The 25,033-nt window shown below is 63.6% G+C and carries 23 protein-coding genes; 1 reads left to right on the plus strand and 22 read right to left on the minus strand.

The genetic code is table 11. The features are described 5' to 3' along the window. Window positions 1-7: 7 nt before the first annotated feature. The 18 genes from BLJAPNOD_RS24650 to BLJAPNOD_RS24735 all read right to left on the minus strand — a co-directional run bounded on the left by BLJAPNOD_RS24650 (window position 8) and on the right by BLJAPNOD_RS24735 (window position 19,891). Window positions 8-484 (minus strand): GNAT family N-acetyltransferase, encoded by a 477-nt coding sequence (locus tag BLJAPNOD_RS24650; protein WP_077501695.1) that lies wholly within the window; start codon window positions 482-484, stop codon window positions 8-10. A gap of 246 nt (window positions 485-730) precedes the next feature. After that, window positions 731-2,110: an aspartate aminotransferase family protein gene (locus BLJAPNOD_RS24655; RefSeq protein WP_077501693.1), complete on the minus strand. Its 1,380-nt coding sequence runs from the start codon at window positions 2,108-2,110 to the stop codon at window positions 731-733. Between the two features lie 41 nt (window positions 2,111-2,151). After that, window positions 2,152-2,595: a GNAT family N-acetyltransferase gene (locus BLJAPNOD_RS24660; RefSeq protein WP_077501692.1), complete on the minus strand. Its 444-nt coding sequence runs from the start codon at window positions 2,593-2,595 to the stop codon at window positions 2,152-2,154. A 56-nt stretch (window positions 2,596-2,651) separates the two neighbouring features. Then, window positions 2,652-4,607 (minus strand): hydantoinase B/oxoprolinase family protein, encoded by a 1,956-nt coding sequence (locus BLJAPNOD_RS24665; RefSeq protein WP_115421776.1) that lies wholly within the window; start codon window positions 4,605-4,607, stop codon window positions 2,652-2,654. After that, window positions 4,600-6,639 carry a hydantoinase/oxoprolinase family protein gene (locus tag BLJAPNOD_RS24670; RefSeq protein ID WP_115421777.1) on the minus strand — a complete coding sequence of 680 codons (2,040 nt, stop codon included), beginning with the start codon at window positions 6,637-6,639 and terminating at the stop codon, window positions 4,600-4,602. The genes BLJAPNOD_RS24665 and BLJAPNOD_RS24670 overlap by 8 nt, the downstream gene beginning before the upstream one ends. 107 nt (window positions 6,640-6,746) lie before the next feature. Beyond that, complete coding sequence (locus BLJAPNOD_RS24675) at window positions 6,747-7,718, minus strand: helix-turn-helix domain-containing protein (RefSeq protein ID WP_077501689.1); 972 nt, start codon at window positions 7,716-7,718, stop codon at window positions 6,747-6,749. 226 nt (window positions 7,719-7,944) lie between these two features. Next, entirely contained in the window at window positions 7,945-9,312 is a 1,368-nt protein-coding gene (locus tag BLJAPNOD_RS24680; RefSeq protein ID WP_077501688.1) for an amidase, read from the minus strand. A 12-nt stretch (window positions 9,313-9,324) separates the two neighbouring features. Further along, complete coding sequence (locus tag BLJAPNOD_RS24685) at window positions 9,325-10,545, minus strand: extracellular solute-binding protein (protein WP_115421778.1); 1,221 nt, start codon at window positions 10,543-10,545, stop codon at window positions 9,325-9,327. Then, the gene (locus BLJAPNOD_RS24690) at window positions 10,542-11,621 is read right to left on the minus strand and encodes a GTP-binding protein (RefSeq protein ID WP_115421779.1); all 1,080 of its coding nucleotides are present in this window, start codon (window positions 11,619-11,621) and stop codon (window positions 10,542-10,544) included. The genes BLJAPNOD_RS24685 and BLJAPNOD_RS24690 overlap by 4 nt, the downstream gene beginning before the upstream one ends. Further along, entirely contained in the window at window positions 11,614-11,946 is a 333-nt protein-coding gene (locus BLJAPNOD_RS24695; protein ID WP_077501685.1) for a hypothetical protein, read from the minus strand. Before BLJAPNOD_RS24695 ends, BLJAPNOD_RS24690 begins: the two co-directional genes overlap by 8 nt. Before the next feature lie 59 nt (window positions 11,947-12,005). Further along, window positions 12,006-12,887, minus strand: a complete 882-nt coding sequence (locus BLJAPNOD_RS24700) for a polysaccharide deacetylase (protein WP_077501684.1) — start codon at window positions 12,885-12,887, stop codon at window positions 12,006-12,008. 90 nt (window positions 12,888-12,977) lie between these two features. After that, window positions 12,978-14,084, minus strand: coding sequence for an ABC transporter ATP-binding protein (locus BLJAPNOD_RS24705; RefSeq protein WP_115421780.1), 1,107 nt, complete (start codon window positions 14,082-14,084; stop codon window positions 12,978-12,980). A gap of 74 nt (window positions 14,085-14,158) precedes the next feature. Then, window positions 14,159-15,391: an extracellular solute-binding protein gene (locus BLJAPNOD_RS24710; protein WP_077501680.1), complete on the minus strand. Its 1,233-nt coding sequence runs from the start codon at window positions 15,389-15,391 to the stop codon at window positions 14,159-14,161. Window positions 15,392-15,469: 78 nt separating this feature from the next. Beyond that, window positions 15,470-16,243, minus strand: coding sequence for an SDR family NAD(P)-dependent oxidoreductase (locus BLJAPNOD_RS24715; RefSeq protein WP_115421781.1), 774 nt, complete (start codon window positions 16,241-16,243; stop codon window positions 15,470-15,472). Between the two features lie 14 nt (window positions 16,244-16,257). Continuing rightward, on the minus strand, window positions 16,258-17,007 hold the full coding sequence (locus BLJAPNOD_RS24720) for a 3-oxoacyl-ACP reductase family protein (protein WP_077501677.1): 750 nt from the start codon (window positions 17,005-17,007) through the stop codon (window positions 16,258-16,260). After that, window positions 17,007-17,852, minus strand: a complete 846-nt coding sequence (locus BLJAPNOD_RS24725) for an ABC transporter permease (RefSeq protein ID WP_077501675.1) — start codon at window positions 17,850-17,852, stop codon at window positions 17,007-17,009. The genes BLJAPNOD_RS24720 and BLJAPNOD_RS24725 overlap by 1 nt, the downstream gene beginning before the upstream one ends. Window positions 17,853-17,854: 2 nt before the next feature. Then, window positions 17,855-18,754: an ABC transporter permease gene (locus tag BLJAPNOD_RS24730; RefSeq protein WP_077501673.1), complete on the minus strand. Its 900-nt coding sequence runs from the start codon at window positions 18,752-18,754 to the stop codon at window positions 17,855-17,857. A 60-nt stretch (window positions 18,755-18,814) separates the two neighbouring features. After that, a complete protein-coding gene (locus BLJAPNOD_RS24735) occupies window positions 18,815-19,891 on the minus strand; it encodes an ABC transporter ATP-binding protein (RefSeq protein WP_077501672.1) in 1,077 nt (358 codons plus the stop codon). A gap of 575 nt (window positions 19,892-20,466) precedes the next feature. Between BLJAPNOD_RS24735 and BLJAPNOD_RS24740 the strand changes: the two genes are divergently transcribed. Further along, window positions 20,467-21,477 (plus strand): GntR family transcriptional regulator, encoded by a 1,011-nt coding sequence (locus BLJAPNOD_RS24740; RefSeq protein WP_077501670.1) that lies wholly within the window; start codon window positions 20,467-20,469, stop codon window positions 21,475-21,477. Window positions 21,478-21,571: 94 nt separating this feature from the next. Here the strand turns inward: BLJAPNOD_RS24740 and BLJAPNOD_RS24745 are convergent, their stop codons facing one another. Genes BLJAPNOD_RS24745 through BLJAPNOD_RS24760 form a run of 4 tightly spaced genes read right to left on the minus strand, consistent with a single transcriptional unit; the run spans window position 21,572 to window position 25,032 of the window. Beyond that, window positions 21,572-22,543, minus strand: a complete 972-nt coding sequence (locus BLJAPNOD_RS24745; protein WP_115421782.1) for a biotin-dependent carboxyltransferase family protein — start codon at window positions 22,541-22,543, stop codon at window positions 21,572-21,574. Continuing rightward, window positions 22,533-23,408, minus strand: a complete 876-nt coding sequence (locus BLJAPNOD_RS24750) for a carboxyltransferase domain-containing protein (protein WP_115421783.1) — start codon at window positions 23,406-23,408, stop codon at window positions 22,533-22,535. The genes BLJAPNOD_RS24745 and BLJAPNOD_RS24750 overlap by 11 nt, the downstream gene beginning before the upstream one ends. Next, window positions 23,408-24,793: an acetyl-CoA carboxylase biotin carboxylase subunit gene (locus BLJAPNOD_RS24755; protein WP_077501664.1), complete on the minus strand. Its 1,386-nt coding sequence runs from the start codon at window positions 24,791-24,793 to the stop codon at window positions 23,408-23,410. The genes BLJAPNOD_RS24750 and BLJAPNOD_RS24755 overlap by 1 nt, the downstream gene beginning before the upstream one ends. Beyond that, window positions 24,790-25,032, minus strand: a complete 243-nt coding sequence (locus BLJAPNOD_RS24760) for an acetyl-CoA carboxylase (RefSeq protein ID WP_077501662.1) — start codon at window positions 25,030-25,032, stop codon at window positions 24,790-24,792. The genes BLJAPNOD_RS24755 and BLJAPNOD_RS24760 overlap by 4 nt, the downstream gene beginning before the upstream one ends. Window position 25,033: the final 1 nt, after the last annotated feature.

Consider the following 25,033-nt stretch of genomic DNA (forward strand, 5'->3'; position numbering starts at 1 on the left):
AGCAGGGCTAGTCGTCGATCTTGAGCATGCCGGCATAAATGCCAGGCGCGGAATTGGGGATTGGCATGGCGTCGACAGTCTTCTCGTAGAAACCCGACGGCCCAACATCGCCGATGATGGCGTATGCGTAGCCCATCGTCTTCAGATCGAGCAGAGAGGCAAGGAGTAACGCGTGCCCGACGCCTTCGCCACGTGCCGCCTCGTCGACGCCGGTCGGACCGAAGAACCCACGCGCGATCGATTCATGACAGGCAAAGCCGACGAGGCTTCCGTTTCGCGTGGCGAGAAAGCAGGTCGGAGGCTGACGCGCAAACGCGACGGCGGTCTCGCCCGCCCAGCCCGCACCGAATTTTTCCCGCACCCATCCGGTCACAAGTTCGAATTCGGGCGCCAAAGCGCGCCTGATCGTCACCCCGGCAGCGTCGATCCGTTGGTCGAGCTCTGGCTTTGATCGAAGCGGCGACAGATTGACAAGATAATCCATTGAGAACCCTGTGACGTTGGAAGGAGGCGGCGCCGAATGACGGCCAGCAGCTTGGGATGTGCAAGCACCGCAGCCGAACCTCCTCGACTGCCGACATGACGAACTCTCCTCAAGTTCCGACGGCACACCATTAAGTCAATAACTTTGACTTAATGCTATTACCAGGATCGGAGGCCTGTCAATCGGCGTCGTCTGGCAACGATCAGGGATAAGGGCGCAACCATGCAGAAGGCGCGCCGGCGAACGTCAACCGGTCCGCTGCGACGATCTTCTTTCGATGTCCGTCTGACCGAGTTCGCCAAGGCTCGCCTCGACGATATCGAACATCTCGTCGATCTCGGCAGCCGTGATGATCATCGGCGGGCAAAAGGCGATGGAATCGCCGATATTGCGGCAGATGAGGCCGTTCTTCTGCAGGATCGCTCCCGCCCGCGCGCCGGTAGCACCTGCGGCCGCCCCATCCGCCGCCTCAAGCTCAAGCGCACCGATGAGACCGACGCCCCGCGCCTCGACCGCAAGCGGATGGCGTTCCAGAGCATTGAGCCGGCCAAGGAATTGCGGCGCAAGCCGGCGGACGTTGCCGACCAGATCCTTTTCCTCGATGATCGCCAGATTTTCGAGCGATACGGCAGCGGCGACCGGATGGCCGCTTGCGGTAAATCCGTGCCCGAGCGCGCCGATCCGGTCGGCCTCATCGGCGATCGGCTCGTAGACGTTGTCATTGATCACAAGCGCCGCGATCGGCTGGTAGGACGACGACAGCTGTTTGGAGAGCGTCATGACATCCGGGCGCATGCCGAAGGTCTGCGACCCGAACATGTTGCCGGTCCGCCCGAAGCCGCAAATCACCTCGTCGGCAATCAGCAGGATGTCGTATTTGCGCAGCACGTCCTGGATGGCCGCCCAATAGCCCTCCGGCGGAACGATGACGCCGCCGGCGCCCATGACCGGCTCGCCGATGAAGGCGGCGATCGTCTCGGGCCCCTCATCGAGGATGAGCGCCTCCAACTCCTCGGCGCAGCAGCGCGAGAAGGCGAGCTCGTCCTGCCCCGGCTCCGCACCGGTGCGGTAATGCGGGCAGGTCGTGTGCAGGATGTTGGCAAACGGCAGGTCGAAGGAGCGGTGGTTGTTAGGCAGGCCCGTCAGGCTGGCGCTCAGCGCGGTTACGCCGTGATAGCCCTTGATGCGCGAAATGATCTTCTTTTTCTCCGGCTTGCCCAGCGCGTTGGAGCGATACCAGACCAGCTTGATCGCGGTATCGTTCGCCTCAGATCCGGAGTTGGCGAAATAGACCTTGGACATCGGCACCGGCGCCATGCCGATCAGCTTCTCTGCCAGATCCACCACCGGCCCATGCGATTTCTGCGAGAAGGTATGGTAATAGGGAAGCTTCGCCATCTGGCTGCGCGCGGCTTCGACCAGCCGCGTCTCGCCGAACCCGACGGCCACGCTCCAGAGCCCCGCCATGCCTTCGATGTAGCGTTTGCCGCTGTTGTCGAAGACGTGGATGCCCTCGCCGCGGTCGATGATCAGCGGCCCTTCCCGCTCCAGCTTGCGCGGGTTGGTATAGGAATGGAGGTGGTAGGCCATGTCCCGCGCTTCGGTGGAATTGGGCTGTGCGGTCATCGGCGTCTCCAGTTTTGAGGCGTGATCATCGTGATGCGTGATCACAGGGCAATATCATAGGTCAGCCAGTCCGTTCGGGTGGCCAGTTGATCGTAGAGGCCGCGAGCCCTGTAATTGTTGTCGCGCGTGATCCAGCGGATGACGGACCAGCCGCGTTCGCGCCCGATGTCGGCAACGGCCCGGATCAGAGCAGGCGCCGCGCCGCTGCCACGGGCCTCAGGCGCAACGAAGAGATCGTCGAGAAAACCGCCGCGCGCCGCCATCAGCGGCCGAATATATTCGCGAAAATGCGTCAAACCGATCGGCCGGCCGGAGCCATCGATCGCCAGCCTGCATTCGAGCGCACCGTCGCGGATCCAGCCCCAGACCCGGTCCCGCATCTCGTCGGTCTGGTCAACGCCATAGAAGGCGGCGAACCCTGCGTGAAGCTCGTTCCATGCGGATCTGTCGGCCTCAGCGGCCGCGACGATCGTAACACCTGCCATGCCGTCCCCCTGTTTTCCGGGTGTGCGCGCCGCCCACCGACCAAGCATTTCCGTTGCTACTGCCAGGCGGCAGCCGACCGTTTGCGATACATGTCGCGGAACTGTTCGGTGGAGACGGGTAGCAGATCGCCCGTATCCCAGTCGAGGATCACCGCGTAGCGGCGCACTGCGTCGAGCGCATTGATCTCGCCCGCCTTGAATTTTTCCGAGACCTCGGCGGGATCAGCATCCAGCCAACCCGACCGGTCTGCCCGGACCTGTCGCCGCAATTCGGCTGTCGCCGCCGCATCGATCTCGTAGGCGCAGATCTCCGGATCGACGGGGTCGATGACGACGCCGTAATCCTTCGCCGCCCGCTCCACCGAAACATAATCGTCGATCACATCGGCAAGAACCCGTTGCGGATCGCGCTCCAGAGGATCGCCGAAGCCGCCGCCGCCGGCCGTCGGCCGCGAAAAGATATCGCCTGCCTCGATTGCCACATCGGAGAAGGTGGCCCCGAGCCATTCCTTCTTGCCGGTCTTTTCGCGGGTCAACGTCAGCCCGTGCGGCATGGAGGGCAGCCCGCCTTCGATGCCCCAGACGATCGCGCGCTCGCGGTCGCAGATATAGGAAATGACGGTGTTTTCCGCTTCCAGCATGCGGGAGGTCTTCAAAACGCCCGCACCGCCGCGCCACTTTCCAGGCCCGGCCGAATCCGTCAGCACCTCGAATTCCGTCGTCAGGATCGGGTTCGCCCGTTCCTGACCTTCGACCGGCTGGGCCATCAGGCCGGTTCCGAAGCAGGCGGTGGTCACGTTGCAGCCGTCCTTGCCGTTGCGCCCGCCCCAGCCGCCGGGCAGCCAGTCGTAGAACATGAAGATCGGCTTTTCCGCCGCCCGCGCGTCGCGTCCGCCGGTTAGGAGATATTCGAGGTTGAAGGCGCAGGCGATGGCCCGCTCCGGGATGATCTTCGACCAGATCTCGTAGATCGCGTTCATGATCTTCTCGAAAGGCATGAGGAAGCCGGTGACAGCCACCGGCCATTTCGCATCGACGATCGAGCCTTCCGGCGCGATAATTTCGAACACCCGGTAGAAGCCGCTGTTGAGCGGCAGGTCGGGGAAGAAGGTCTTCATGCCGGCCGCAACCGCCGAGAAGGTGGCGCCGAAGGCCGAGTTGTAGATCGAGCCGATGGTCGGGTGGCTGCCGGTGAAGTCGTAGATCGCCCGGTCGCCCTTGATCGTCAGCTTGACCTTGATCGGGATCATGCCCTCGTTGCCGGCCGGGTCGCGATCGATGAAGTCCTGCGTTTCCCATTCGCCATCCGGCAGCGCGGCTATGCGCTGGCGCATGGCCCGCTCGACATAATCCTGCACGGCACCGAGCCCCTGCTTGACCGTGCCCTCGCCGTACTTGCCGACGAGCCGGAGGATCTCGCGCTCGCAGACCTGGGTCGCCTGCGCCTGGGCATGAATGTCGCCTATGATCGAGGCGGGGTCGCGGGTGTTGGAGGCGATGAGATGGGCGACATCCTTGCAGAACCGCCCCTTGTCGAACAGCCGGATCGGCGTGATGCGCATGCCCTCCCTGAACATTTCCTTGGCGGCGACATCGAAGGAGCCGGGCACGCTGCCGCCGAGATCCGACCAGTGGCCGTTCGACTGGCTGAAGGCGATGATCCTGCCATCGACGAAGATCGGCCGGATCAGCCGGACGTCATTGAAGTGGGTGCCGCCGGCATAGGGATCGTTGATGGCGTAGACGTCACCCGGATGCATGTCACCGTCGAAGGCGCGGATCACGTCCTTGCAGGTGAAGTGCAGCGTGCCGACATGGACCGCGATGTCCTGGTTACCCTGGGCTGCCGAATTGCTTTCGGCATCGTGAAGGGCGCTGGAAAAGTCGCGGTTGTAGATGACGAAGGAGTAGCAGGTTCTCAAGATCTGCTCGGCCATCTGGTCGACGCTGGTGATGAAGGAGTTTTTCAGGACCTCGAAGGTCACCGGGTCAAGGTTTTGCTGTTCAGACATTCGCTTCACCTTCGATACGGATGATGATGTTGAGATAGGTGTCCACTTCCGCGGTCGTTCCCGGCGGGACGACGACGGTGGAATCGAGCTGTTCGACGATGGCAGGCCCCTTGAACACGAAGCCTGCGGGCAGCGTTTCGCGGTCGTAGACGGGCGTGTCGAGCGCGGCATCGGCCGCGAACCAGACGCTGCGCCGCGTCTTCGGTGTAGGGATCAGTCCGGTCGGCTCGTGCTTTGCAAGCGACGCCTTCGGCACCATGCCGACGGCCTTCAGGTTGATGCGGAACAGGCTGACCGGCGTCTCATCGCGGCGGAAATTGTATTCACGCTGATGCTCACGATGGAAGGCTTCGACCAGCCGCGCGATGTCGGTGACAGGCGACGGCGCGGCGACCGCGAGCGACCGCCACTGCCCGAGATACATCATGTCGATGCTGCGCTGGAGCACCACGTCCTTGGCCGCGACACCCTCGTGCGCGAGCCGTTCCAGCGCTTCCTGTTCGAGGCGGACGAAGGCCTCTTCGATGGCCGTTGCGTCAGCATCGTTAGCCGGCTTCAGATAGCTCTCGGAAAAATCGTGCTGCATGTCGACGAGCAGGCAGCCGAGCGCCGAGGTGACGCCGGGATTCGGCGGAACGATGACGGCCGGGATCGACAGTTCGCGGGCAATCGCCGCGCCATGCAAGGCGCCTGCACCGCCGAAGGCGACGAGCGCGAAATCGCGCGGATCGTAGCCGCGGCTGATCGAGATCAGCCGCACCGCATCCGACATGTTGGCGTTGGCCACACGAATGATGGCATCGGCGGCTGCGTGCGGCTCGAGCCCGAACGGCGCGGCCACCCCTTCGCGCACGGCTTCAAGCGCCAGATCCGCATCAAGCGTGATTTTGCCACCGGCAAGGCTGGTGCCGAGCCGGCCAAGCACGACATTGGCATCGGTGTTGGTCGGCTGCCGATTGCCCTTGGCGTAGCAGGCCGGGCCGGGATTGGCGCCGGCCGATTGCGGACCGTTGCGCAGCGATCCGGCCTCGTCGGTCCAGGCAAGCGATCCGCCACCGGCACCGATGGTCAGAACCTCGATTGAGGAGAAGCGGATCGGATAGCCGAATTCGATGAACCAGTCCTTGGTGATGCGCGATTGGCCGTCATAGGCAAGCGAAACGTCGGTCGAGGTGCCTCCCATGTCGAGGCCGATGGAATTGCGGAAGCCGCAGAGTTCGGCGATGTATTTGCTGGCAATCGCGCCGGCGGCAATGCCGGAGCCGGCAAGGCGTGCGGCGAAATCCTCGACGCTCTTCGGCGTCATCACCCCGCCGCCGGTATGCAAAAGCAGAAGATCGCGCTCGTAGCCGTCCTGCTGCAGGCGCTTGCCGAGCCGCGTGGTGTAGTCGACGACGACGGGGCTCAAGGCAGCATTGGCGACAGTGGTCGAGAACCGCTCATGCTCGAAGATCTCGGGCAGGACTTCCGACGAGGTCGACACCGGCACACCGGGCATCACCTCCATCAGGATCTGCTTCATCCGCCGCTCGTTGGCGCCGTTCATGAAGGCGTTCATAAAGCAGACGGCGACGGCCGCGACATTGCGGCGCTTGAGAATGCGCGCCACCTCGCGGGCCTCGTCCTCGTCGAGCGTGGCGACGATGCCCCCTTGCGCATCGATGCGCTCGGTCACAACCAGCCGGTCGCGCCTTGGCACATAGGGTGGCACCACGTCCTTGTAGGTATCCCAGAGGTCTTCCTTGTTGGCACGGCGGATCTCGATCACGTCGCGGAAACCGCGCGTGCAGACCATTGCCGTTCGCGGCAGTCGCCTTGTGATCAGGGCATTGGTGGCAACGGTGGTGCCGTGCGAAAACAGCGCCACCTTCGACAGGTCGATGCCGGCCTTTTCGACGCCGGACATGATGCCGTCGATCGGATCGGCTGACGATGACGTCTTCTCGACCCGGATCCGACCCGTGGTCTCGTCCATGATGCAGATGTCGGTGAAAGTGCCACCGACATCGACCGCAACGCGAAGTTTCTGCAAGATCCGTCTCCTGTCTTAGATTCGTTGAAAAGCGGACAAGGCTTCGCCCCTCGCCCAGTCGGGCGTGCGTTCACCTCGTGTCTGTCTGGAATTTTCCGGCCGCCGGCTCAGCCGGGGCCGTTCGATGGCGTTATGCTGTAGCGCTCTCGGGCTTCGCTTGGGCTGTAGCCGAAATGCGCCTTGTAGTGACGGCTCAGTTGCGCGTGGTCGCTGAACCCAAGCGCATAGGCGATTTCCGAAACCAGCCTGCGGCAGGAGGGGTCGCGCAGCATCTCGTCGCAGCGCAGAAGTCGTTGAAGCCGGATCCAGTGGCAAACGGACGTGCCTTGCCGCTTCATCAGCTGGTGCAGGTAGCGCACCGAGATGCCGCAGGCATCGGCGATCACCTGAGGCCCAAGATCGGTACGGGCGAGATTGGCGCGGACATAGGTTTCGACGCGGTGCAGGTGGCCGACCTGGACCGAGCCGGCATCCGACGTCAGCATGCGCTCATCCGAGATCAGCGACATCGCCAGGATATCGACCAGGTGCTTGCCGGTCATGTCGCGGGCGGGCGCATCCATTTCGACAAGCCGCGGCGCGATCAGCCGGATCATATCGACGAACAATGCGCCTGTGCCCCGGGTGGAATCGAAACTCAGCGACGCGATGCGTTCGGGCAGGCCGACACGGGGGCGCAACGTCGCGATCGGCACCTTCAGCACCCAGAGCGTGTTCTTGGCGGTGTAGCTGAACTCATAGGGCAGATGGCTGCGCTCGACGAGGAAGGCGCCCGGCTTGCAGCGCACCGCCTTGCCGCTCTGCTCGAAACTGATCTCCGCCGTCTCGGGCACGGTGATCAGGTAACTCTCTTCGCGCTCATGCAGGAGGTGCCGCTTCTGGCGGCGGTAGAGAAGGCCGTCGGATTCCAGCCGCGACAGCGAGACCGCGCCGAGGTCCCAGACGTTCAAGTCGCCGGAAAAATCCGCGGAATTCTGGAAGCGCAGATCGAGCGGAAAATAGGTGCTCGACACCGCTTCGTCCCAATACCGCTTGCGCTCGCGCGCAGCCGTGCCTGCCGTGGAATAACTCACGTCCATGCGAAGCTCCCATCCCGTCCGCCGTCCGTTCGCCTTGGCTGTTCCCGTGTTGCCGAGGCGACGGCCGATCGCGGCCCATTGTTCCCGTCGGTCGCCTTCGATGTCGCAGCCTCTTCAGGGCTTTTGCGACCGGCATTTCCGGAGGTCTTCAAGCAGTAGACTATGCCTTTCGCCCTCCGGCTAGTCGCAAAGTGCGCTTGCTCTTGTCGCTTAGCGTAGTGCCAGCTCAATCGGCGCGCACCACCGCTTCCGCCGCAAGCGCCATCGACAGCAGATGCGCGTCATGATGCGGCTGGGCGGAAAGGAGCAGACCGACCGGCATGCCGGCGTCCCCATTGCCGCAGGGCAATGAGACCCCGCACCAGTCGAGAAAATTGCCGATCGACGTGTTGCGCAAGGTTCTGGCGTTGGTATCGGCGAACAAAGCATCGTCAGTGAGAAGCGGCGCTGTCGGAGGTGCGACATGCGCGACCGTCGGATAGGCGATCAGCTCGTTCGGCCCGATCTCGGCGGCGATCTCGGCGATCAGCGCCTCGCGCAATTCAAGCGTAGCGATGTACTCGGAAAGGCTGATCTTTTGCCCGAGCCTTGCTCGCGCCACGACGCGCTGGTCCATCGATGCCGCCTCGAGGCCTTCTAGCCGCTCGCGATGGAGCGCGTAGGCTTCGGCCGTGACCAGCGGCCCGTTCCGCGCCATGGTTTCGAATATGCGCGCGAACGCAGGAAATGGCTGGCGCCGCACGCGGGCACCCGCCCGTTGCAGCCGGCCGAGCGCTGCCTCGAAAGCGGAGACCACCCCGTCTTCGGCGCCGTCGAACACCACCGTTGTCGGCACCACGATCGACAGGCCCGCGAGGCTGCCGCGCCGGATCTCCGGTGCGGGCAGACCGCGCATCGCTGCATCCACCCAGACGGCGTCCTGGACCGTGCGGCAGAGGGGGCCGAGCGAATCCAGGCTCTTGGCGAGCGGAAAGACGCCGCGCATGGAATAGCGGCCGCGCGTCGCCTTGTAGCCGACGATGCCGTTGAAGGCGGCGGGAATGCGGATCGACCCGCCCGTGTCCGTGCCGATCGAGACCGGCACGATATCGGCGGCCACCACGACGCCGGAACCGGAGGACGAGCCGCCCGGCAGCCGGTCGACGTCCGTGGCGCGCGGATTGCGCGGCGTGCCGTAATGCGGGTTGATGCCGAGCCCGGAGAAGGCGAACTCGCTCATGTTGACCCGACCGACACTGATCATGCCGGCGTGGCTAAGCGCCGTCACCACCGCAGCATCCTCTTGTGCCGCCGGCGCGTCCTTCAGCACGACGGATCCCGCCGTCGTCGCGGCCCCCTTGACGGCAAACAGGTCCTTCCAGGCGACAGGAATTCCATCCAGAAGCCCGAGCGGACGGCCGGCGGCAATGCGCCTTGCGGAAGCCTCCGCCTCGCGCGTCGCCCGCTCCGGCAGGACCGTGGTGAAGATCGCCTGGTCATGGTGGTTGCGGATCCGCTCAAGCGTCCAGCCTGTCAGGTCTCGCGGATCGAGCGCACCGGATTGCAGCAGCGCAGACAACTGCGCGATCGACCGTCCGCCAAGATCCTGCGTCATGCCGTCGTCCTTCTATCGCTCGACCAGCTGCATCCAGCGGCGGACGAGATAATTGTGTTCGTCCATGGTGGTGTTCCAGACCGCGATGCAGTTGGCGCGCTGCCAGTAGGAACCGCCACTCCTGACCGATCCGGCGCGGATGCGCATGCCGCCATCTGGACCCGGCAGGTCGCTGGCCGCCGGCAGGCCGCCATACCAGTAGTCCCACTCGGCCACCGACATAAACTGCCGCGAGCGCTCCGGTGTCGAGATGTAATAGCCCTGACGCGCGACGACCGAGCCCGGCCAGCCCGAGATCCACCAGTTGAGATAGTCATAGGCGACATCGCGCATGCGGCCCGACAGATGACGGGCGAGGCACAGGCCCCCATGCCAGGCGCGATAGCCTTCCGCCGGCACCGCTTGTTCCACCGGCACGCCCTGGCCGTTGAGAATACTGATGCCCGTCGACCACATGCTCTGGATATCGGTCTCGCCCCGCACCATCAGCCGCGCCGCATCTTCGGCCGTGCGCCAGAAGGCGCGGAAATAGCCGTTCTTCTTGCGCTCTTCGAGCAGGCCGATCAGCCGGTCGATCTCGTCGACCGTCATAGCGCCGATATTGTCGAACGACATCAGGCCCGACGCCTGTGCGGCAAGCGCCGCATCGAAGATACCGATCGCCGGCTCGTCGACGAGGGCGGCGCGTCCGGCCCAGCGCTCGTCGAGAAGCGCTGCCCAGCTGTTCATCGACACCGTGTTGGGCGCGACGTCTGTCCTGTAGGCGAAACTGTCGAAATTGTGCGTCGTCGGCAGCATCGAGATCGTGCTCGACGGTGTGTCCCCGAGTTCGAGATTGGGCTGCACGAACAGTTTCTTGACCGGTGCATCCCCCTGCCCCAAGCGAGCGTTCGGGCCGATATGGCCGGTTTTCGTCAGATCGTTGATCTCGTTCCAAAGCGCAATGCGGCCGATCTCGATCGGCTGGATCGCCCGCCAGTACCAGACGATATCGAGATTGTGGAAACACTGGTCGTAGATGTCGTAACTGTCAGGCTCCTGCGCCGCCTTGTGCTGCGTCGTCAGGAAGTCGTTGTTGTCGAACACGACCTCGATGCCGAGATCCGCCTCGGCGCGAACCCGCAACTCCTCCAGCAGCGAGATCGCCGTGCCGAGCACGCGCAAACGTGGGCGCCCTGAGAGGTGGAGGGATGGTGTCGCTGTTGTCGCTTGGTCAGGCTGGTGCTTGTTCATGAAGACGACTGACGTTCCTGAAGGCTGCGTTTCGGGCCGGCCGCATCCTCGACGGGGGACCGGTCGAGGGCAAAAGCCTCGAACGACCGTTTCAGCAGCTCGACATCCAGACCGTCAACAATAAACACGATGCGCGAGCGGCGATCCTCATCCGGCCAGCGCTCCATATGAACAGGTGTGTGTACCAGATGCTGGACACCATGAATGGCGACCGGACGCTCCTCGCCGGCAATATTGAGAATGCCTTTGACCCGCAGCACCCTGTCGCCGTGGCGGTTCAGCAGCATCGTTAGCCAGATACCGAATGCCGTCCAGTCGATGGCGCGCTCCACCGACATCACGAAGGAGGTCACCGCCGACGGGTGCACCCCGCCTTGCGCAGTTGCCAGCTGGATCGGCGCCTCGCAATAGAAGCCGCTGGTCGATTGCAGCACCGCGGCCCGCAGGCCGAGGTTTTCGTCGACGAGCGCGGCAACGTCGAAGGACGGATCGCTTGCCGTCAGAAGCGGCGCGTCCGGATTGATGCCACGCAACTTCTCGACAAGGCCCGACACATCGACCGCTGGCGCCAGATCTGCCTTGGTGATGACGAGCCGATCGGCAACGGCGACCTGCCGGTTGGACTCCACATAGGCTCCAAGCTGGCGGAGACCGTTGACCGCATCGACCGTGGTGATCACGTTGCCGGGGCGAAAATGATGGCGCAACACCGGGTCGGATTTGATCGTCGACAGCACCGGAAACGGATCGGCAAGTCCCGTGCTTTCGACGACGATGCGACGGAAAGGCGGAACCAGCCCGCGTTCCCGCTTCGAATGCAGATCCTTGATCGCATCGGCCAGTTCGCCGCGCACAGTGCAGCAGAGACAGCCAGATTGTAAGAGCACCATCGTGTCGTCGATGCGCTCGACCAGGTGATGGTCGAGACCGACCTCCCCGAACTCGTTGATGAGAACGGCTGCGTCCGAAAGGGCCGGATCGGCGAGCAGGCGCGCGAGCAGTGTCGTCTTGCCGGAGCCGAGAAAGCCCGTGAGCAGATTGATCGGGGTCAGCCTCGGGATCTGCGGTTCAGTCATCGATCGCGGCCTCCGCAGCGGCAATCAGGCCGGGATCGAGCGGGTCGCAGGGACGGCCGCAAAGCCGTTCGGCCGCCGGCCAGAGATGGCCGAGGTCCTCGATGATCTCGCTCTTGCCGGTGCGGGTGGCGAGCACGAAGGAGGCGCCCTGCCAATCCGAGATGGTCAGACCGAAACGCGCGAGCATCGCATTGGCGATCCGCACGCGGTTGGCGCGCTCGCGCCGGCGGTCGATGCGCTCGACATTGCGGGTATAGACGCCCGGCCGCGCCACGGCATCGGCCCAGTGTTCGTTGCCTCCAAGGACGCCACAGAGAGAGCACATCGTTTCATCCAATCGGTGTAAAAAGCGGGGACGGCACTCGGTCCGCCCCCGTCAGTCGCTCACTTCTTGCGCGGGAAGCGCTTGGCGAAATCGTCGGCGATCTCGTTCATGGTCACGAACTTCACGCCCGGATGCTTGATCATGTGGGCATAGAGCCGCTCCAGCATCATCAATACCTGCGGCCGCCCGGCAACGTCAGGGTGGATGGTAATCGGAAACACCGCATAGTCCATCTCGCGATAGACCCAGTCGAACTGATCACGCCACATCTGCTCGATATCGTGCGGATTGACGAAGCCGTGGCTGTTTGGGGCCTTCTTGATGAACATCATCGGCGGCAGGTCGTCGAGATACCAGGAGGCCGGGATTTCGATGAGATCGGTCTCCTTGCCGCGCTGCAGCGGCACCATCCAGTCGGACGGCTTCTTGGAATAGTCGATCTTCGTCCACTTGTCGCCGACGCGGACGTAGTAGGGCGTGAAGTCGTTGTGCATCAGCGAATGGTCGTACTTGATCCCGCGTTCCAGCAGTAGCTCGTTGGTGACGTTGGAAAACTCCCACCACGGCGCGACATAGCCGGTAGGACGCTTGCCCGAGAGCTTGGTGACGAGATCGATGCACTTATCGAGAACTTCGGTCTCCTGCTCGCGCGTCATGGCGATCGGGTTTTCATGGGTATAGCCGTGAATGCCGATTTCGTGGCCGGCGTCCGCCACGGCCTGCATCTGTTCCGGGAAGGTCTCGATCGAGTGGCCGGGAATGAACCAGGTGGTCTTGATGCCGAAGCGTTCGAACAACTTCAGCAGTCGCGGACTGCCGACTTCGCCTGCAAAAAGGCCGCGCGAGATATCGTCCGGTGAGTCCTCGCCCCCGTAGGACCCGAGCCAGCCGGCTACCGCGTCGACGTCGACGCCGAAGCTGCAGAGGATTTCCTTGGCCATGGTATGTCTCCTTCGTGTTTTCTCTTCTCGTAAGTCGGAGCGGGATGCGGGCGGAAACCGCACACACTTTTCCTCATCCCGCTCTAGTGATCAGGCTGGAATGACGGTGGCTTCGCCCGATTGCCAGCTCAAAAGAATGTCCGCGCCGACGGGGAAGGAGTCGGGCTGGTACTTGTCGACATGGGCTTCGAGCGAAACGGTGCGCCCGTCTGCCAGTGCCGCCGTCAGATGGGATACGTGGCCGACGACATCGAAGCGGCTGACGCTGGCGCTGACGACGTTACCGCCGACCGTATGAGCAATCTGGTCACGAGAAACCCGAGCTGCCGGGTGCACCTCGATCGCTTCGGCCGGGATGACGACGTTGACCCGCGACCGCTTGGAAAGGGTCCCGTTCGGCCGGCCGGACAGCTGCCCGAGCGGCGTCGAAACCAAGGTCCGGTCGTCCGATGCGCCTTCGACTTCGCCCTGGAAGATCGTGTTGTTGCCGATGAACTGGGCGACGAAGGCGGTGTTTGGCCGGGTGTACAGCTGATGCGGCGGGCTGATCTGCTCGACCTTGCCCTGGTTCATCACCACGATCCGGTCGGAGAGCGCCAGCGCCTCCGACTGGGCATGGGTGACGAAGACGAAGGTGACGCCGAGCGTCTTCTGCAGCAGCTTCAGTTCGTTCTGGATTGCCTTGCGCAGATTGGCATCGAGCGCGCCGAGCGGCTCGTCGAGCAGTAGAATGTCCGGCTCGACCACCAGCCCGCGGGCAAGCGCGATGCGTTGGCGTTGGCCACCCGACAACCGGTCGGGCTTCTTCTCGGCAATGTCTTCGAGGCCCAGCGTCGCCAGGATCCGGTCGACCTTGGCGTCGCGCTCGGCTTTCGCCATGCCCTTGACGTCGAGGCCGTAGCCGACATTGCGGCGCACGGTCATGTGGGGAAAGAGCGCGTAGCTCTGGAAGATCATCGACGTCGGCCGGTGTTCCGGCCGAATGTCGTTCATGCGCTTGCCCTTGATCAGCATCTCGCCGGAGGAGATCGATTCGAAGCCGGCGATCATGCGCAGCGTCGTCGTCTTGCCGCAGCCTGATGGCCCGAGAAACGCGATGAACTCGCCCTTGGAAACCGACAGGTTGAAATCGATCACGGCGGGCGTGCCGTTGTCATAGACCTTGCCGACATTGTTGAGTTCGAGGTCGAAGATCACAGTCGTTCTCCGGTTCTAATAGCGGATGCGTTGGTGGAAAGGCCGGGGCGGGCTTGCGCCCCGGCCGTCCTTCATCAGGCGTTGAGGAATTCGTCCCACTTCTGGATCAGGTGGTCGTATTCATCCGGCCACTGGTGCCAGTAGGCGACGTTCTTGGCGCGCTCATCGAGCGAGCCGCCGTCGCGCAGGTCGCCTTCCTTGATGCCGCGCTCCTCGGCGCCAACCCAGGGCTTGCCCTCGTACCAGAAGGCATATTTCTCCGGCGCCATGACGTTCTTGATGTTGGTCGATGGCGAGTAATAGCCCTGCTCGGAAACGGTGATACCCGGCTCGCCCGATAGCCAGTAGTCCGCATAGGCGATGACCGCCTCCTTGTTGGCGGTTCCGGCAATCATCGCAGGCCCGATCGCCCAGCCGCGATAGCCTTCCTTCGGCACGGCGTAGCGGCAGGGCTTGCCCTGCGCCTTGACCGCCATAACCGCCGGTTGCCAGGCGTCGCAGACGACCATCTCGCCCGAGGCCATCAGGTTGACGAGTTCGCCGAAATCACCCCAGAGGGCACGGAACTGACCTTCCTTCTTCTTGGAGATCAGGAACTTTGCAGCTTCGTCGATTTCGGCGGCCGTCGCATTGCCGGGGTTCTTGACGTCGGAAAGGCCGAGCGAGTTCATCGCCATCATCGCCTGGCCGATGGCGATCAAGGGGTCGGTGTTGATGCCGGACTTGCCCTTCCACTTCGGATCGAAGATCGCCGTCCAGCTGTTGGCTTCTTCTGCCGACAGCACATCGGGATTGTAGCCGATGGAATCGTAGTTATAGACGGCTGGCACCATGTTCAGCGCCGTCTGGCTTTCGTCGGTCCAGATCTGGCCGACGATCTGGGCAGAACGATCCCACTTGTCGCTCGCGGTCGTGAAGGTATCGCGTATGTTGGCCCAGTTCTTCAAAGACGAGGCCAAGACTGGCTCGACATTGTTGGTCATGACGATCGACGGCAGGCGCTCGGCGATGATTTCCCAGCAATCATAATCCTTGGAGCCGGAGAGGATCTTCGTCTGGGCGTCCGGGAAGGTCGCGGCCGTTCCGGAGGTGCCGCCGACGCCTGCAGCGGCCTTGAACTGCTCGAGGATGCGCTCCTGAACGGTAACCGAGAGGCCGATGGTGCGCAGCTGCTGGCCGGCCAGGTCGGCGGCCTGCGCGAAGGCGGCGCGCGACGTCAGGAACGGCGTACCGCCGCCCATCGCCAGTGCCATCATGCCTGCGGACCGTTTGAGGAGGGAGCGGCGATTGATTTCCAGATTTGGCATTGTCTCTTCTCCAGTTGTTGTTGTTCCCCGGAGCCCGCTTGATGCGAGCCCCTTGTTCTTTCGCCGCGCAACGCGGCGCTAGTAGCGCCCCACCAGGAGGCCTCCATCCACGACCAGCACCTGGCCGGTCATGTATCTCGCGCTGTCGGATGCCAGGAACGCGATGACGTCGGCGATATCGTCAGGCGTCCCGAGCCTTTTCATCGGGATGAAGGCCGCAGCGGCTTCCGCGCCATCAGGCCCGAGCGAGTTTTCCTCCGACAGCAGCTGGGCCGTGCGGATGTAGCCGGGTGCCACGCCGTTGACGCGAACCCCGTCGCCGGCAAATTCGACCGCAAGCCCCCGCACCAGACCAACAACGCCGGACTTGGCGGCGGAGTAATGCACATGCTCATCCCAGCCATAGGCCACGCCCATGATCGAGGAGAGCGCAACGATGTTGCCCTCGCCGCGCTGCCGCATGCCCGGCGCAACCGCCCGCGCGAGACGGAAGATGCCCTTCAAGTCGATGTCGAAGGTCAGGTCCCACTTGTCGTCGGTGAGCGCAGCAAGCGGGGTGCGATGGGCAATACCGGCATTGGCGACGACGACGTCGATGCGGCCGTGGCGTTTTTCCAGATCGGCGACAAGCGCGTCGGTGGCCGACGTCGAGCGGACGTCGTAATAGGCGAATTCGGCGGACCCGCCGGCCTCTCGGATGGCTTCGACGGTGGCTGAGCCTTCGCGCTCGAGAATGTCCGTGACGACGACGTGGTCGCCCTTGGCGGCAAAAGCCCTGGCGGTCGCCTGACCGATGCCGATGCCGGCACCGGTCACGATGACAATGCGGGAGGTCTTGGGAGGATTTGGCATTTTCATCTTTCCTGTCAGAGCATCACGTCGCCGGAGTTCGGTCCGAGCGTCTGCCCGACGAACAGGCTCGCCGCCGGCGAGGCCAGGAACGCGACAGTCGCGGCGATTTCGTCCGGCTCGCCGAACCGCCCAAGCGGCAGCTGCGCCTTCTTTGCCGCCCGCCAATCCTCGGACAGCCCCATGACGAGCGGCGTATTGATGGGGCCGGGCGCGACCGCGTTGACGCGCACGCCGCGGCTCGACACCTCGCGGGCAAGCGCCTTGGTCATGCCGATGATCGCCGCCTTGGCGGACGAGTAGTGCACGAGCTCGACACCGCCGATCTGGCCGAGCTGCGAGGCCATGTTGACGATTACACCCTCGCCACGGGCAAGCATTCCCGGCAGCACGGCCTTGGTCATGAGGAAGGTGCCGCGCACATGCACCGCAAACATCCGGTCGAAATCGGCGACCTCGAGATTTTCGAACAGCGCCTGATGGGCGATGCCGGCATTGTTGACGAGCAGCGCCACGGGGCCGTGAAATTGCGCCGCCTTCTCGGCCGTCGCCTTGACGTCGGCCTCGCTTGAAACGTCGCCTGATACCGCGAGCGCTACGCCGCCCGCAGCAGCGATTTCATCAGCAACCGCCTCTGAGCGTTCCGACGAGAGATCGTTGACGACGACGGCATAGCCGTCGGCCGCCAGCCGCAAGGCGATGGCCCTGCCGATGCCGGATCCGGCACCGGTGACGATCGCAGAGCCGAGTGCGGAGGAGCCGGCCATCATGCCTCCTCCTGGATCGCGATGCGCTTGGCGCGGCGCACCGAAAGCATCATCAGCGCCGCATAGGTGCCGAGCAGGGCGAAGGAGAACAGGGTCGTCAGCACCCCGAAGGCAAAGACGTTCGGATGCACTTCGACGGAGAAGGTGCCGTAGATCGCCAACGGCAGCGTCAGATCGCGGCCGGAAGCGAAGAGCGTGCGCGAAAACTCGTCATAGGAGAGCGTGAAGGCAAAGAGCATGGCGGAAAGCACGCCGGGGAAGATCAGCGGGAACGTCACCTTGCGGAAGGTGCGCGCCGGCGTGACGCCGAGCGACCAGGACGCCTCCTCCATGCTCGGATCGAACCGGTTGAAGATCGCCAGCATCACCAGGAAGGCGAAGGGGAAGGTGTAAACCACGTGGAGAACGAAGGCGGTGCTCCACCAGTGGCGATCGATGCCAAGCGTGTTGGCAACGAGCGCCATGCCGAGACCGACGAGCACGCCCGGCACCATCATGCCGAGAACGATGAGGTAGAAGACGACGCCCGAGCCGCGGAACTTGCGGCGGAAGGCCTGCGCTGCGGTGACGCCCAGCACCGTCGAGACGATCATGGTCATCACCGCAAGGCCGAGCGAGCGGACCAGCGCCTGCTCGATCGGCAGCGGCGCGATGCGCGACGGCGGCGTCAGGCCGAAGAGATGCTTGTACCAATAGGTCGACCATTCGATGATCGGGAACTGCGGTCCGCCCTCCGGTCCTGTCTGGAAGGACAGGATGGCAAGCACGACGAGCGGGCCATAGAGGAAGACCAGGAAGAGCGCGGTATAGGCGCCAAGGCCGGTTTTGATGCCGCTGGCATTCATGATCAGAGCTCCTTCCTGAGATCGACGACCCTGAGCAGCGCCGCAACCACCGCGCCCATCAGGATGGTGAGCACGACGCCGGCGACCGCCGCAAAGGCCCATTTCAGCGAACCGACCTGGGTGACGATGATGTTTCCGAGCAGGTTGACCTTGCGGCCCGACAGGGCGGCGGAGGTCGCGAATTCACCGAGGACCATGACCGAGACGAAGATCGCGCCGACGACCACGCCCGGCATCGACAGCGGCAGGATGATCGTGCGGAAGATCCGCCAGAAGCCGGCGCCCAGATCCTGGGCGGCCTCGATGATCGAAGTGTCGATGCGGCCGAGCATGAAGGCGATCGGCCCGACCATGAACACGCAGTAGATCTGGGTCATGCCGATGATCACCGACAGCTCGGAGAACAGCAGCACCTCGATCGGGGCGTCGGTGATGCCGAAGTTCATCAGGATCATGTTGATCGCGCCCTCCTTGCCGAGCATCGGACGCCAGGCGAGAACGCGGATCAGGAACGAGGTCCAGAAGGGGATGACGCACAGCACCAGGAGCACCGTCTGCAGCGCCTTGTTCTTGACGAATAGCCCGACGAAAAGGGCGGCGGGATAGCCCACCAGCACGGTGGCGACGAGCACGATCAGCCAGATGCGCACCGTGGTCCAGAGCGCACCGAGATAGGTGTCGCTGGTGAAAAAGGTGACCCAGCTCTTCAGCGTCAGCGTCGGCTCGATGGTGAAGGTCGTCTGGGTCCAGAAGGAGACGTAGACCATCATCAGCATGGGCAGGACGAGGAAGAGGCTCATCCAGATGACGCCGGGTGCCAGCAGCCAAAGCGCCTTTCCCGGTGATTTTTTCTCGACGACGGGTTCGGTTTCCGTCTGTTCCGCAACGGCCATCATGCTCATCTCTCATTCTCCGGGCGGGAACGGTGCGGCGCCATGGCGCCGGGTTTTGCGAAAACGGTCTCAAGCGTAGACAAGGGCGTCCTCCCGCTTCCAGACGAGCGCGTAGCGACCCTGCTCGGCATAGGTCTCAGGCGCTGCGTGGCTGAGGTGGCTTTCGACCTCGAAAACCCGGCCGTCATCGAGCGCGAAGAAGGAATTGACCGCGGCACCGGAGTATTCGCTGGCGACGAAATTCGCCTCGATGCGGATCTCGTCCTCGGCGGTAGCGGCTTCGCGCGGCCGGACGGCAACACGGTCGTAGCGGATCGCATAGGCGGGCGATGCCGCCCGCGTCGGCGCCCCTGAGCCAAGTGCAAACCGGCCGACGCCGCCAACAAAGGTGCCACCCTCGATCCGTCCGGGAAAGAGGTTGTAGCAGTTGAGAAAGCGGGCAACGGCCGGAGACGCGGGCCTGTTGTAGACGGTATCGGAATCCGCCGACTGGGCGATGCGACCGCTTTCGAGCACCAGGACCGTATCGCCCATTGCCAAGGCCTCGGCCTCGCTGCCGGTGACATGCAGGAAGGTGACGCCGCAGCGCTCGCGGATCGCCCTCAATTCCGCCCGCATCCGGGCACGCAGATTGGCGTCGAGCGCGCCGAGCGGCTCGTCGAGAAGCACCATGCGCGGCTCGGTGACCAGCGTGCGCGCCAGGGCGACACGCTGGCGCTGGCCGCCGGAGATCTGGGTGACCGCCCGGCCCTCGAGACCGGAAAGGCCGACGAGGCTGATGATATCGCGCACTCGGGCGTCGACGACACGCCGGTCGGTGACCGGATCGACATCCCTGTTTTCCAGGCCGAAGGCAATGTTCTGCGCGACGGACAGATGCGGAAAGAGCGCGAAGTTCTGGAAGACGAAACCGATGCCGCGCTGGTGCGGCGCCACGGTGTCGATGCGCTTGCCATCAAACAGGATCGCGCCGCCATCCGGATGCTCAAAACCGGCAATGACCCTCAAGAGCGTCGTCTTGCCGGATCCGCTCGGCCCGAGAAGCGAAATGTAGGCATCGCCGGGCAAGGCTAGATCGATGCCGCTGAGCGCACGCATGTCGCCGTAGGTTTTGGTGATGTTCTTGAGCTGAAGGACCGTCGACATTGGTTTCCTGCCAGTTTGCCGCCGTAACGCTCGCCCTCAAAGCTTCGCCGTCGCCGGAGCCGACGCGGCATCCGAACGGACATGCGATTGCGTTCGCGCATGGTCACATGCGCGTCGAGGATGAAGGTCCTTTGCGGTTCAAAAGATAAGTTCCACCTGCACGCTTCTTCTGAGCGCTTGCATGTCACGAACAATGACATGAATGATTTTTGTATGCAATAGACTTTTATTCGTCTTTTATCTCGAAGTGAAATGCGCCATCATCCCGACACGCAATCACAGACGCCGACCTCGGCCGGAAAATGCGCCAGACAATCAGATATATCGTGCAATCTGCAGTTCCTATACGTCTCAGCGCACCATATAGACGCAACTGACAGGGCAGCAACGGCGCCCATCTTTGCCTGAACAGCGATCTCGCGTCACGCTGTTCATGGCCGGACATGACAGGCATTCGCACATTTAATTTGCCATCTCGTATGCAAAATGCATTTATTTTCAGCTGTCACATCCCCAGGCAAGTGGCGTAAAGAAAGAGGACAAAATTGCCAGCCAAACGGAAGACGCCCGATCGCATGAGCGAGCCACGCCTCGGCCAGAATACCCAGCGCCGCTACGAAATTGCCGAGGACGTCCTGCGCAGTAACATCGCCGATGGCGTCCTGCCGGCCGGCCTCGTTCTGCTCGAAGGGCCGATCGCGGAAATCCTGCAGATTTCGCGGGCGCCGGTTCAGCGTGCGCTCCTTCAATTGGAAAGCGACGGCCTCGTTCACCGCTTCAAGGGACGCGGCTATCTCGTCGGACCGCCGGGCCGGGCGATCGAACCCAACCGCACCGACATCAAGTCGCTCGGGCTCACCATCCCACAACATGCCGACGAGGCGCTGCAAAGCCGCTCGTCCTGGGAGCGCATCTACACCGAGATCGAGAACGACGTCGCCGGCTGCGTCATCTTCGGCCAGTACCGCATCATCGAAAACGAACTCGCCAACCACTTCAGCGTCAGCCGCACCGTCGTGCGCGATGTTCTTACGCGCCTGCGCGAGCGCGGGCTGGTGCGCAAGAACCAAAGCTCGCACTGGATTGCCGGCCCGCTGACGGCCCAGACCGTCAAGGATCATTTCATGCTGCGCCGTCTGCTCGAGCCGCAGGCGCTTGCCCTTGGCGCCGGCCATATCGACCGGGATCGGCTTGCTGCCTTGTTTAGCCGGCTCAGCGAACGCGACGGCGCGCAATCGGCGGACGCCTGGCAGAACCTCGAGGACATCCGCACGCAGTTTACCGAGTGCTGCGTGCTGGCCATGCCGAACGAGCGCCTGCGCGAACTGATCCGCAACAACCTGTTGCCGGTCACCGCGACCGAACGGCTGCTCCGGCAGCTCGGCCTTCCGGGAGACCCGGCGGTGATTGCGGAGATCCGGCTGATCGTCGAACTGATGACGCGCGGTGCGACCGCAGCGGCTGCGGCGATGCTGGAGAACCACATCGACGCTTCGATGAACCGAACGATCGCCCAGATGAAGATCGTTGCGATCATTCCGGGCCCAAGCGTTACCGCGGCGTATCTGACCCGCGTCGTCGAATAGGCAAACGCGCTCGGTTGCGTTGCCGACGTTGCCGGGCGCGGCTACCGATTTTCCCTTCCGATCCCCGCGCTCCATCCTGCCCTCCGTTTCCCCGTCAGCGCAGCGACGTGCGCAGAGCCTCAAGCCGAGTGTTTTCCTCAGCCCGCGCCGCCAGGGCCTCATCCATCGTTACCTCGACGAACCGGGTCGGCGTATGCGGCTGCATCTGCCCGATCAGATCCATGTCGGCGGAGATCACCGTTCCGAGCATGAAGTAGCCGCCGCCCGAAACCGCATCGCGATGCAGGATGATCGGCTCTGTTCCGCCGGGCACCTGGATGGAGCCATAGGGGTAGCAGCTGTCGACGATGTTGGACGGGTCGGAGCCGGCGCCGAACGGCTGCTCGCGCTCGACGAAGGAAAGCTTGCGACCGCCGCGGAAGCGGTAGCCCATGCGGTCGGCTTCCGGCGCCACCTTCCATTCGTCGGCAAAGAAGCTCAGCTTGGCCTCGTCGGAAAGGCGATCCCAGTAGAGACCGGGCAGGACGCGCAACGCCACGGGGGCTGCGGGCAGGCGCCGCAACTGCTCAGCCACCGAACGGGCCTCACTGGACCCATTGGCTGCACCAACCGGCAGTTCGTCGCCCGCCGCAAGCGGCCGGCCCTTGTAGCCGCCAAGCGCACCGATCGGGTAGGTCGAGCGGCTGCCGAGCGCCAACGGCACGTCGATGCCGCCGGCAACGGCGATGTAGATGCGGGCGCCGGATTTGAGGAAATCGAAAGTCAGCGTCTGGCCGGCGCGAACGGAAAAAGCCGTCCAACCCGGCTGCTCGACGCCGTCGACCTTTGCCGGCATGTCGGCTCCAGTCACGGCAACGACCGCGTCTTCGGTAAATTCGAGCTTGGGGCCGAGGAACACCGCTTCGAGGCCGGCAGAGCCCTCGTCGTTTCCAACGAGCAGATTGGCGGCGCGCATCGCATAGCGATCCATGGCGCCGCCGAGCGGAATCCCGAGATGGAAATAGCCCGGACGGCCAAGGTCCTGGACGGTGGTCGCAAGGCCGTGATGCAGAACCTTAATGGCCATTGATCATGCCCTCCAGCCGAGTGTTGTAGCCAGTGATATCCTTCTGGAATTCACGCAGGTCGAAGCTGACCTCGTGGACCGGCGGGCTGAAGCGCCCCTTGTCGACGTCCTCGACCGCCTGATCATAGGCATCGCGATCGATCGGCTTGAACTTGACGATGTCGCCCGGCCGGAAGAACACCATGAAGTCGCGCAGATAGCTGGTGGTCTGCGTCGGATCGAAGATCGGCATCGGCGTGATGCCGAACATCTGGTAGCCGCCGGCACCGCGCACCGAATAGATGCAGCCGAAGCAGCCGCCATGACCGACGGTCAGCCGCGGCGTGTCGGTGCGCGGGCGCAGGTATTTCGGCACCTGGATCTGCCGTTGCCGCTCGACCATCTGGTACATGAACGGCAAGCCGGCGACGAAGCCGACCATCGACACGAACCAGGGCGAGCCGGAATGGGCCGCGACGAAATCGTCGACATCGCCATAGCCGTTGATGCGGGTGGCATAGTCGAGATCGGTTCCCGACGGCTCCTGGTGGCGCTCGCGAAAGCGCATCAGCGTCTCGTTCGTCCAGGGGTCATTGTAGAAGACCGGGATTTCGACGATGCGGGTGCGAATGACTGGCTCGGCCCGCTCTGCCGCACCCTCGATCGCCCGTACTTCCCTCAGCACGTCCTCGGGCTTGATCTGATCCGGGTCGAACTTGATCTGGAAGGACGCATTGGCCGGACAGATCTCGGTGATGCCCTTGATGCCGCTCTCCTTGACGCCGTTGGCCATGGAAAGGCTCTTGAAGAAGGCCTCCAACGACATCTCGTCGCTGCATTCGACGAACAGGTGCTCGTCACCTCCGAACGTATATCGTGTCGGCATCACGCGACCTCCGCGGCACGGCCGCCATCGGCGGCAAATTCAGTTTCAAGCCATGTCTCGAGAAAGCGGGTATGGAAGGCGCCTGCGGCGATCTGTGGGTCTGCCGCCAATGCCCGATGCAACGGGATCGTCGTCGGCACCCCCTCGATCGTCAGCCGCGCCAGCGCCTGCGAGAGGCGCGCCAGGCACGCCGCGCGATCCTCCCCCCAGACGATCAGTTTGCCGAGCAATGAATCGTAGAACGGCGGGATGACGTAACCCTCGTAGAGCATCGTGTCGAAACGAATGCCCTCACCCTCCGGCACCTCGAGCCTTTCGATCCTGCCCGGCGCCGGCATGAAACCACGCCTCGGATCCTCGGCATTGATCCGGCATTCGATGGCATGGCCGTTGACGGCGATGTCGGCCTGGCGAACCGAGAGCGGGGCACCGGCGGCGATGCGGAACATCTCCTCGACCAGATCGATGCCGGTGATCATCTCGGTCACCGGGTGTTCCACCTGGATGCGGGTGTTGACCTCGATGAAATAGAACTGGCCGGTCTCGTCGTCATAGAGGTATTCGACCGTGCCGGCCCCGCGGTAGCCGACGGAGCGCGCCAGGGCGACGGCGCTGTCGCAAAGCTTCTGGCGGACTTCGGGCGGAAGCAGGAAGGACGGCGCCTCTTCCCAGACCTTCTGCCGGCGGCGCTGCAGCGAGCATTCGCGCTCGAAGCAATGCACGACATTCTCGCCGTCGCCGAGGATCTGGACCTCGACATGGCGAGCACGGGTGATGACCTTTTCCAGATAGAGGCCACCATCGCCAAAGGAGGCGAGCGCCTCGGCGGATGCCTGGGGAAACTGCGTCTCCAACTCGCCCGCATTGTTGACGATGCGGATGCCGCGGCCACCGCCGCCGGCTGCTGCCTTGATCATGACGGGAAAGTCGGTGCGCTCCGTGACCTTGAGCGCTTCAGCAAGGCTGGAAATCCGGCCGTCGCTTCCGGGAACCGTCGGCACGCCGGCCTTCTCGGCAACCGCGCGGGCGGCGACCTTGTCGCCCAGAAGCCGGATCGCATCGCCGGATGGTCCGATGAAGATCAGGCCGGCATCGACCACAGCGTCGGCAAAATCGCCGTTTTCCGACAGGAAACCGTAGCCCGGATGAACCGCATCGACATTGGCGCGTTTGGCTGCCGCAATCACCGCTTCTATGTTGAGATAGGATTTCTTTGGCGCCGGCGGCCCGATCTCGATCGCCTCGTCGGCGAGCTTGACGGCCAGCATGTCGGCGTCGGCGGCGCTATGGACCTGCACCGTGCGGATACCGAGCGCCTTGGCGGCGCGGATGATGCGGACGGCGATTTCGCCTCGATTGGCAACGAGAACCGAGCGGAGCTTCATTGTTCGACCTCGGCGATCACCTGGCCGGCCATGACGGGCTCTTCATTGTCGACGAGAAAGCGGATACTGCCGCCGGCGACCCCAGCCTGGATCTCCTGAAAGGTCTTCATGACTTCGATCAGGCCGATGGCGTCGCTGGAGGAAACGGCATCGCCGTCCGCCTTGAACGGCGGGACATCCGGAGCAGACGAGCGATAGAAAGTTCCTGGAAGGGGCGATCGGATTTCGTGCTTGCTCATG

This window comes from Ensifer sp. M14, assembly GCF_003355565.1.
GTDB lineage: Bacteria > Pseudomonadota > Alphaproteobacteria > Rhizobiales > Rhizobiaceae > Ensifer.

Coding starts and splice junctions, on each gene's coding strand:
- BLJAPNOD_RS24715 (WP_115421781.1), bottom strand. CDS start 16,243: ATGCCAAATCCTCCCAAGACCTCCCGCATTGTCATCGTGACCGGTGCC.
- BLJAPNOD_RS24755 (WP_077501664.1), bottom strand. CDS start 24,793: ATGAAGCTCCGCTCGGTTCTCGTTGCCAATCGAGGCGAAATCGCCGTC.
- BLJAPNOD_RS24745 (WP_115421782.1), bottom strand. CDS start 22,543: ATGGCCATTAAGGTTCTGCATCACGGCCTTGCGACCACCGTCCAGGAC.
- BLJAPNOD_RS24720 (WP_077501677.1), bottom strand. CDS start 17,007: ATGGCCGGCTCCTCCGCACTCGGCTCTGCGATCGTCACCGGTGCCGGA.
- BLJAPNOD_RS24685 (WP_115421778.1), bottom strand. CDS start 10,545: ATGAACAAGCACCAGCCTGACCAAGCGACAACAGCGACACCATCCCTC.
- BLJAPNOD_RS24700 (WP_077501684.1), bottom strand. CDS start 12,887: ATGGCCAAGGAAATCCTCTGCAGCTTCGGCGTCGACGTCGACGCGGTA.
- BLJAPNOD_RS24730 (WP_077501673.1), bottom strand. CDS start 18,754: ATGAGCATGATGGCCGTTGCGGAACAGACGGAAACCGAACCCGTCGTC.
- BLJAPNOD_RS24650 (WP_077501695.1), bottom strand. CDS start 484: ATGGATTATCTTGTCAATCTGTCGCCGCTTCGATCAAAGCCAGAGCTC.
- BLJAPNOD_RS24735 (WP_077501672.1), bottom strand. CDS start 19,891: ATGTCGACGGTCCTTCAGCTCAAGAACATCACCAAAACCTACGGCGAC.
- BLJAPNOD_RS24740 (WP_077501670.1), top strand. CDS start 20,467: ATGAGCGAGCCACGCCTCGGCCAGAATACCCAGCGCCGCTACGAAATT.
- BLJAPNOD_RS24675 (WP_077501689.1), bottom strand. CDS start 7,718: ATGGACGTGAGTTATTCCACGGCAGGCACGGCTGCGCGCGAGCGCAAG.
- BLJAPNOD_RS24680 (WP_077501688.1), bottom strand. CDS start 9,312: ATGACGCAGGATCTTGGCGGACGGTCGATCGCGCAGTTGTCTGCGCTG.
- BLJAPNOD_RS24760 (WP_077501662.1), bottom strand. CDS start 25,032: ATGAGCAAGCACGAAATCCGATCGCCCCTTCCAGGAACTTTCTATCGC.
- BLJAPNOD_RS24655 (WP_077501693.1), bottom strand. CDS start 2,110: ATGACCGCACAGCCCAATTCCACCGAAGCGCGGGACATGGCCTACCAC.
- BLJAPNOD_RS24660 (WP_077501692.1), bottom strand. CDS start 2,595: ATGGCAGGTGTTACGATCGTCGCGGCCGCTGAGGCCGACAGATCCGCA.
- BLJAPNOD_RS24725 (WP_077501675.1), bottom strand. CDS start 17,852: ATGAATGCCAGCGGCATCAAAACCGGCCTTGGCGCCTATACCGCGCTC.
- BLJAPNOD_RS24750 (WP_115421783.1), bottom strand. CDS start 23,408: ATGCCGACACGATATACGTTCGGAGGTGACGAGCACCTGTTCGTCGAA.
- BLJAPNOD_RS24695 (WP_077501685.1), bottom strand. CDS start 11,946: ATGTGCTCTCTCTGTGGCGTCCTTGGAGGCAACGAACACTGGGCCGAT.
- BLJAPNOD_RS24665 (WP_115421776.1), bottom strand. CDS start 4,607: ATGTCTGAACAGCAAAACCTTGACCCGGTGACCTTCGAGGTCCTGAAA.
- BLJAPNOD_RS24690 (WP_115421779.1), bottom strand. CDS start 11,621: ATGACTGAACCGCAGATCCCGAGGCTGACCCCGATCAATCTGCTCACG.
- BLJAPNOD_RS24710 (WP_077501680.1), bottom strand. CDS start 15,391: ATGCCAAATCTGGAAATCAATCGCCGCTCCCTCCTCAAACGGTCCGCA.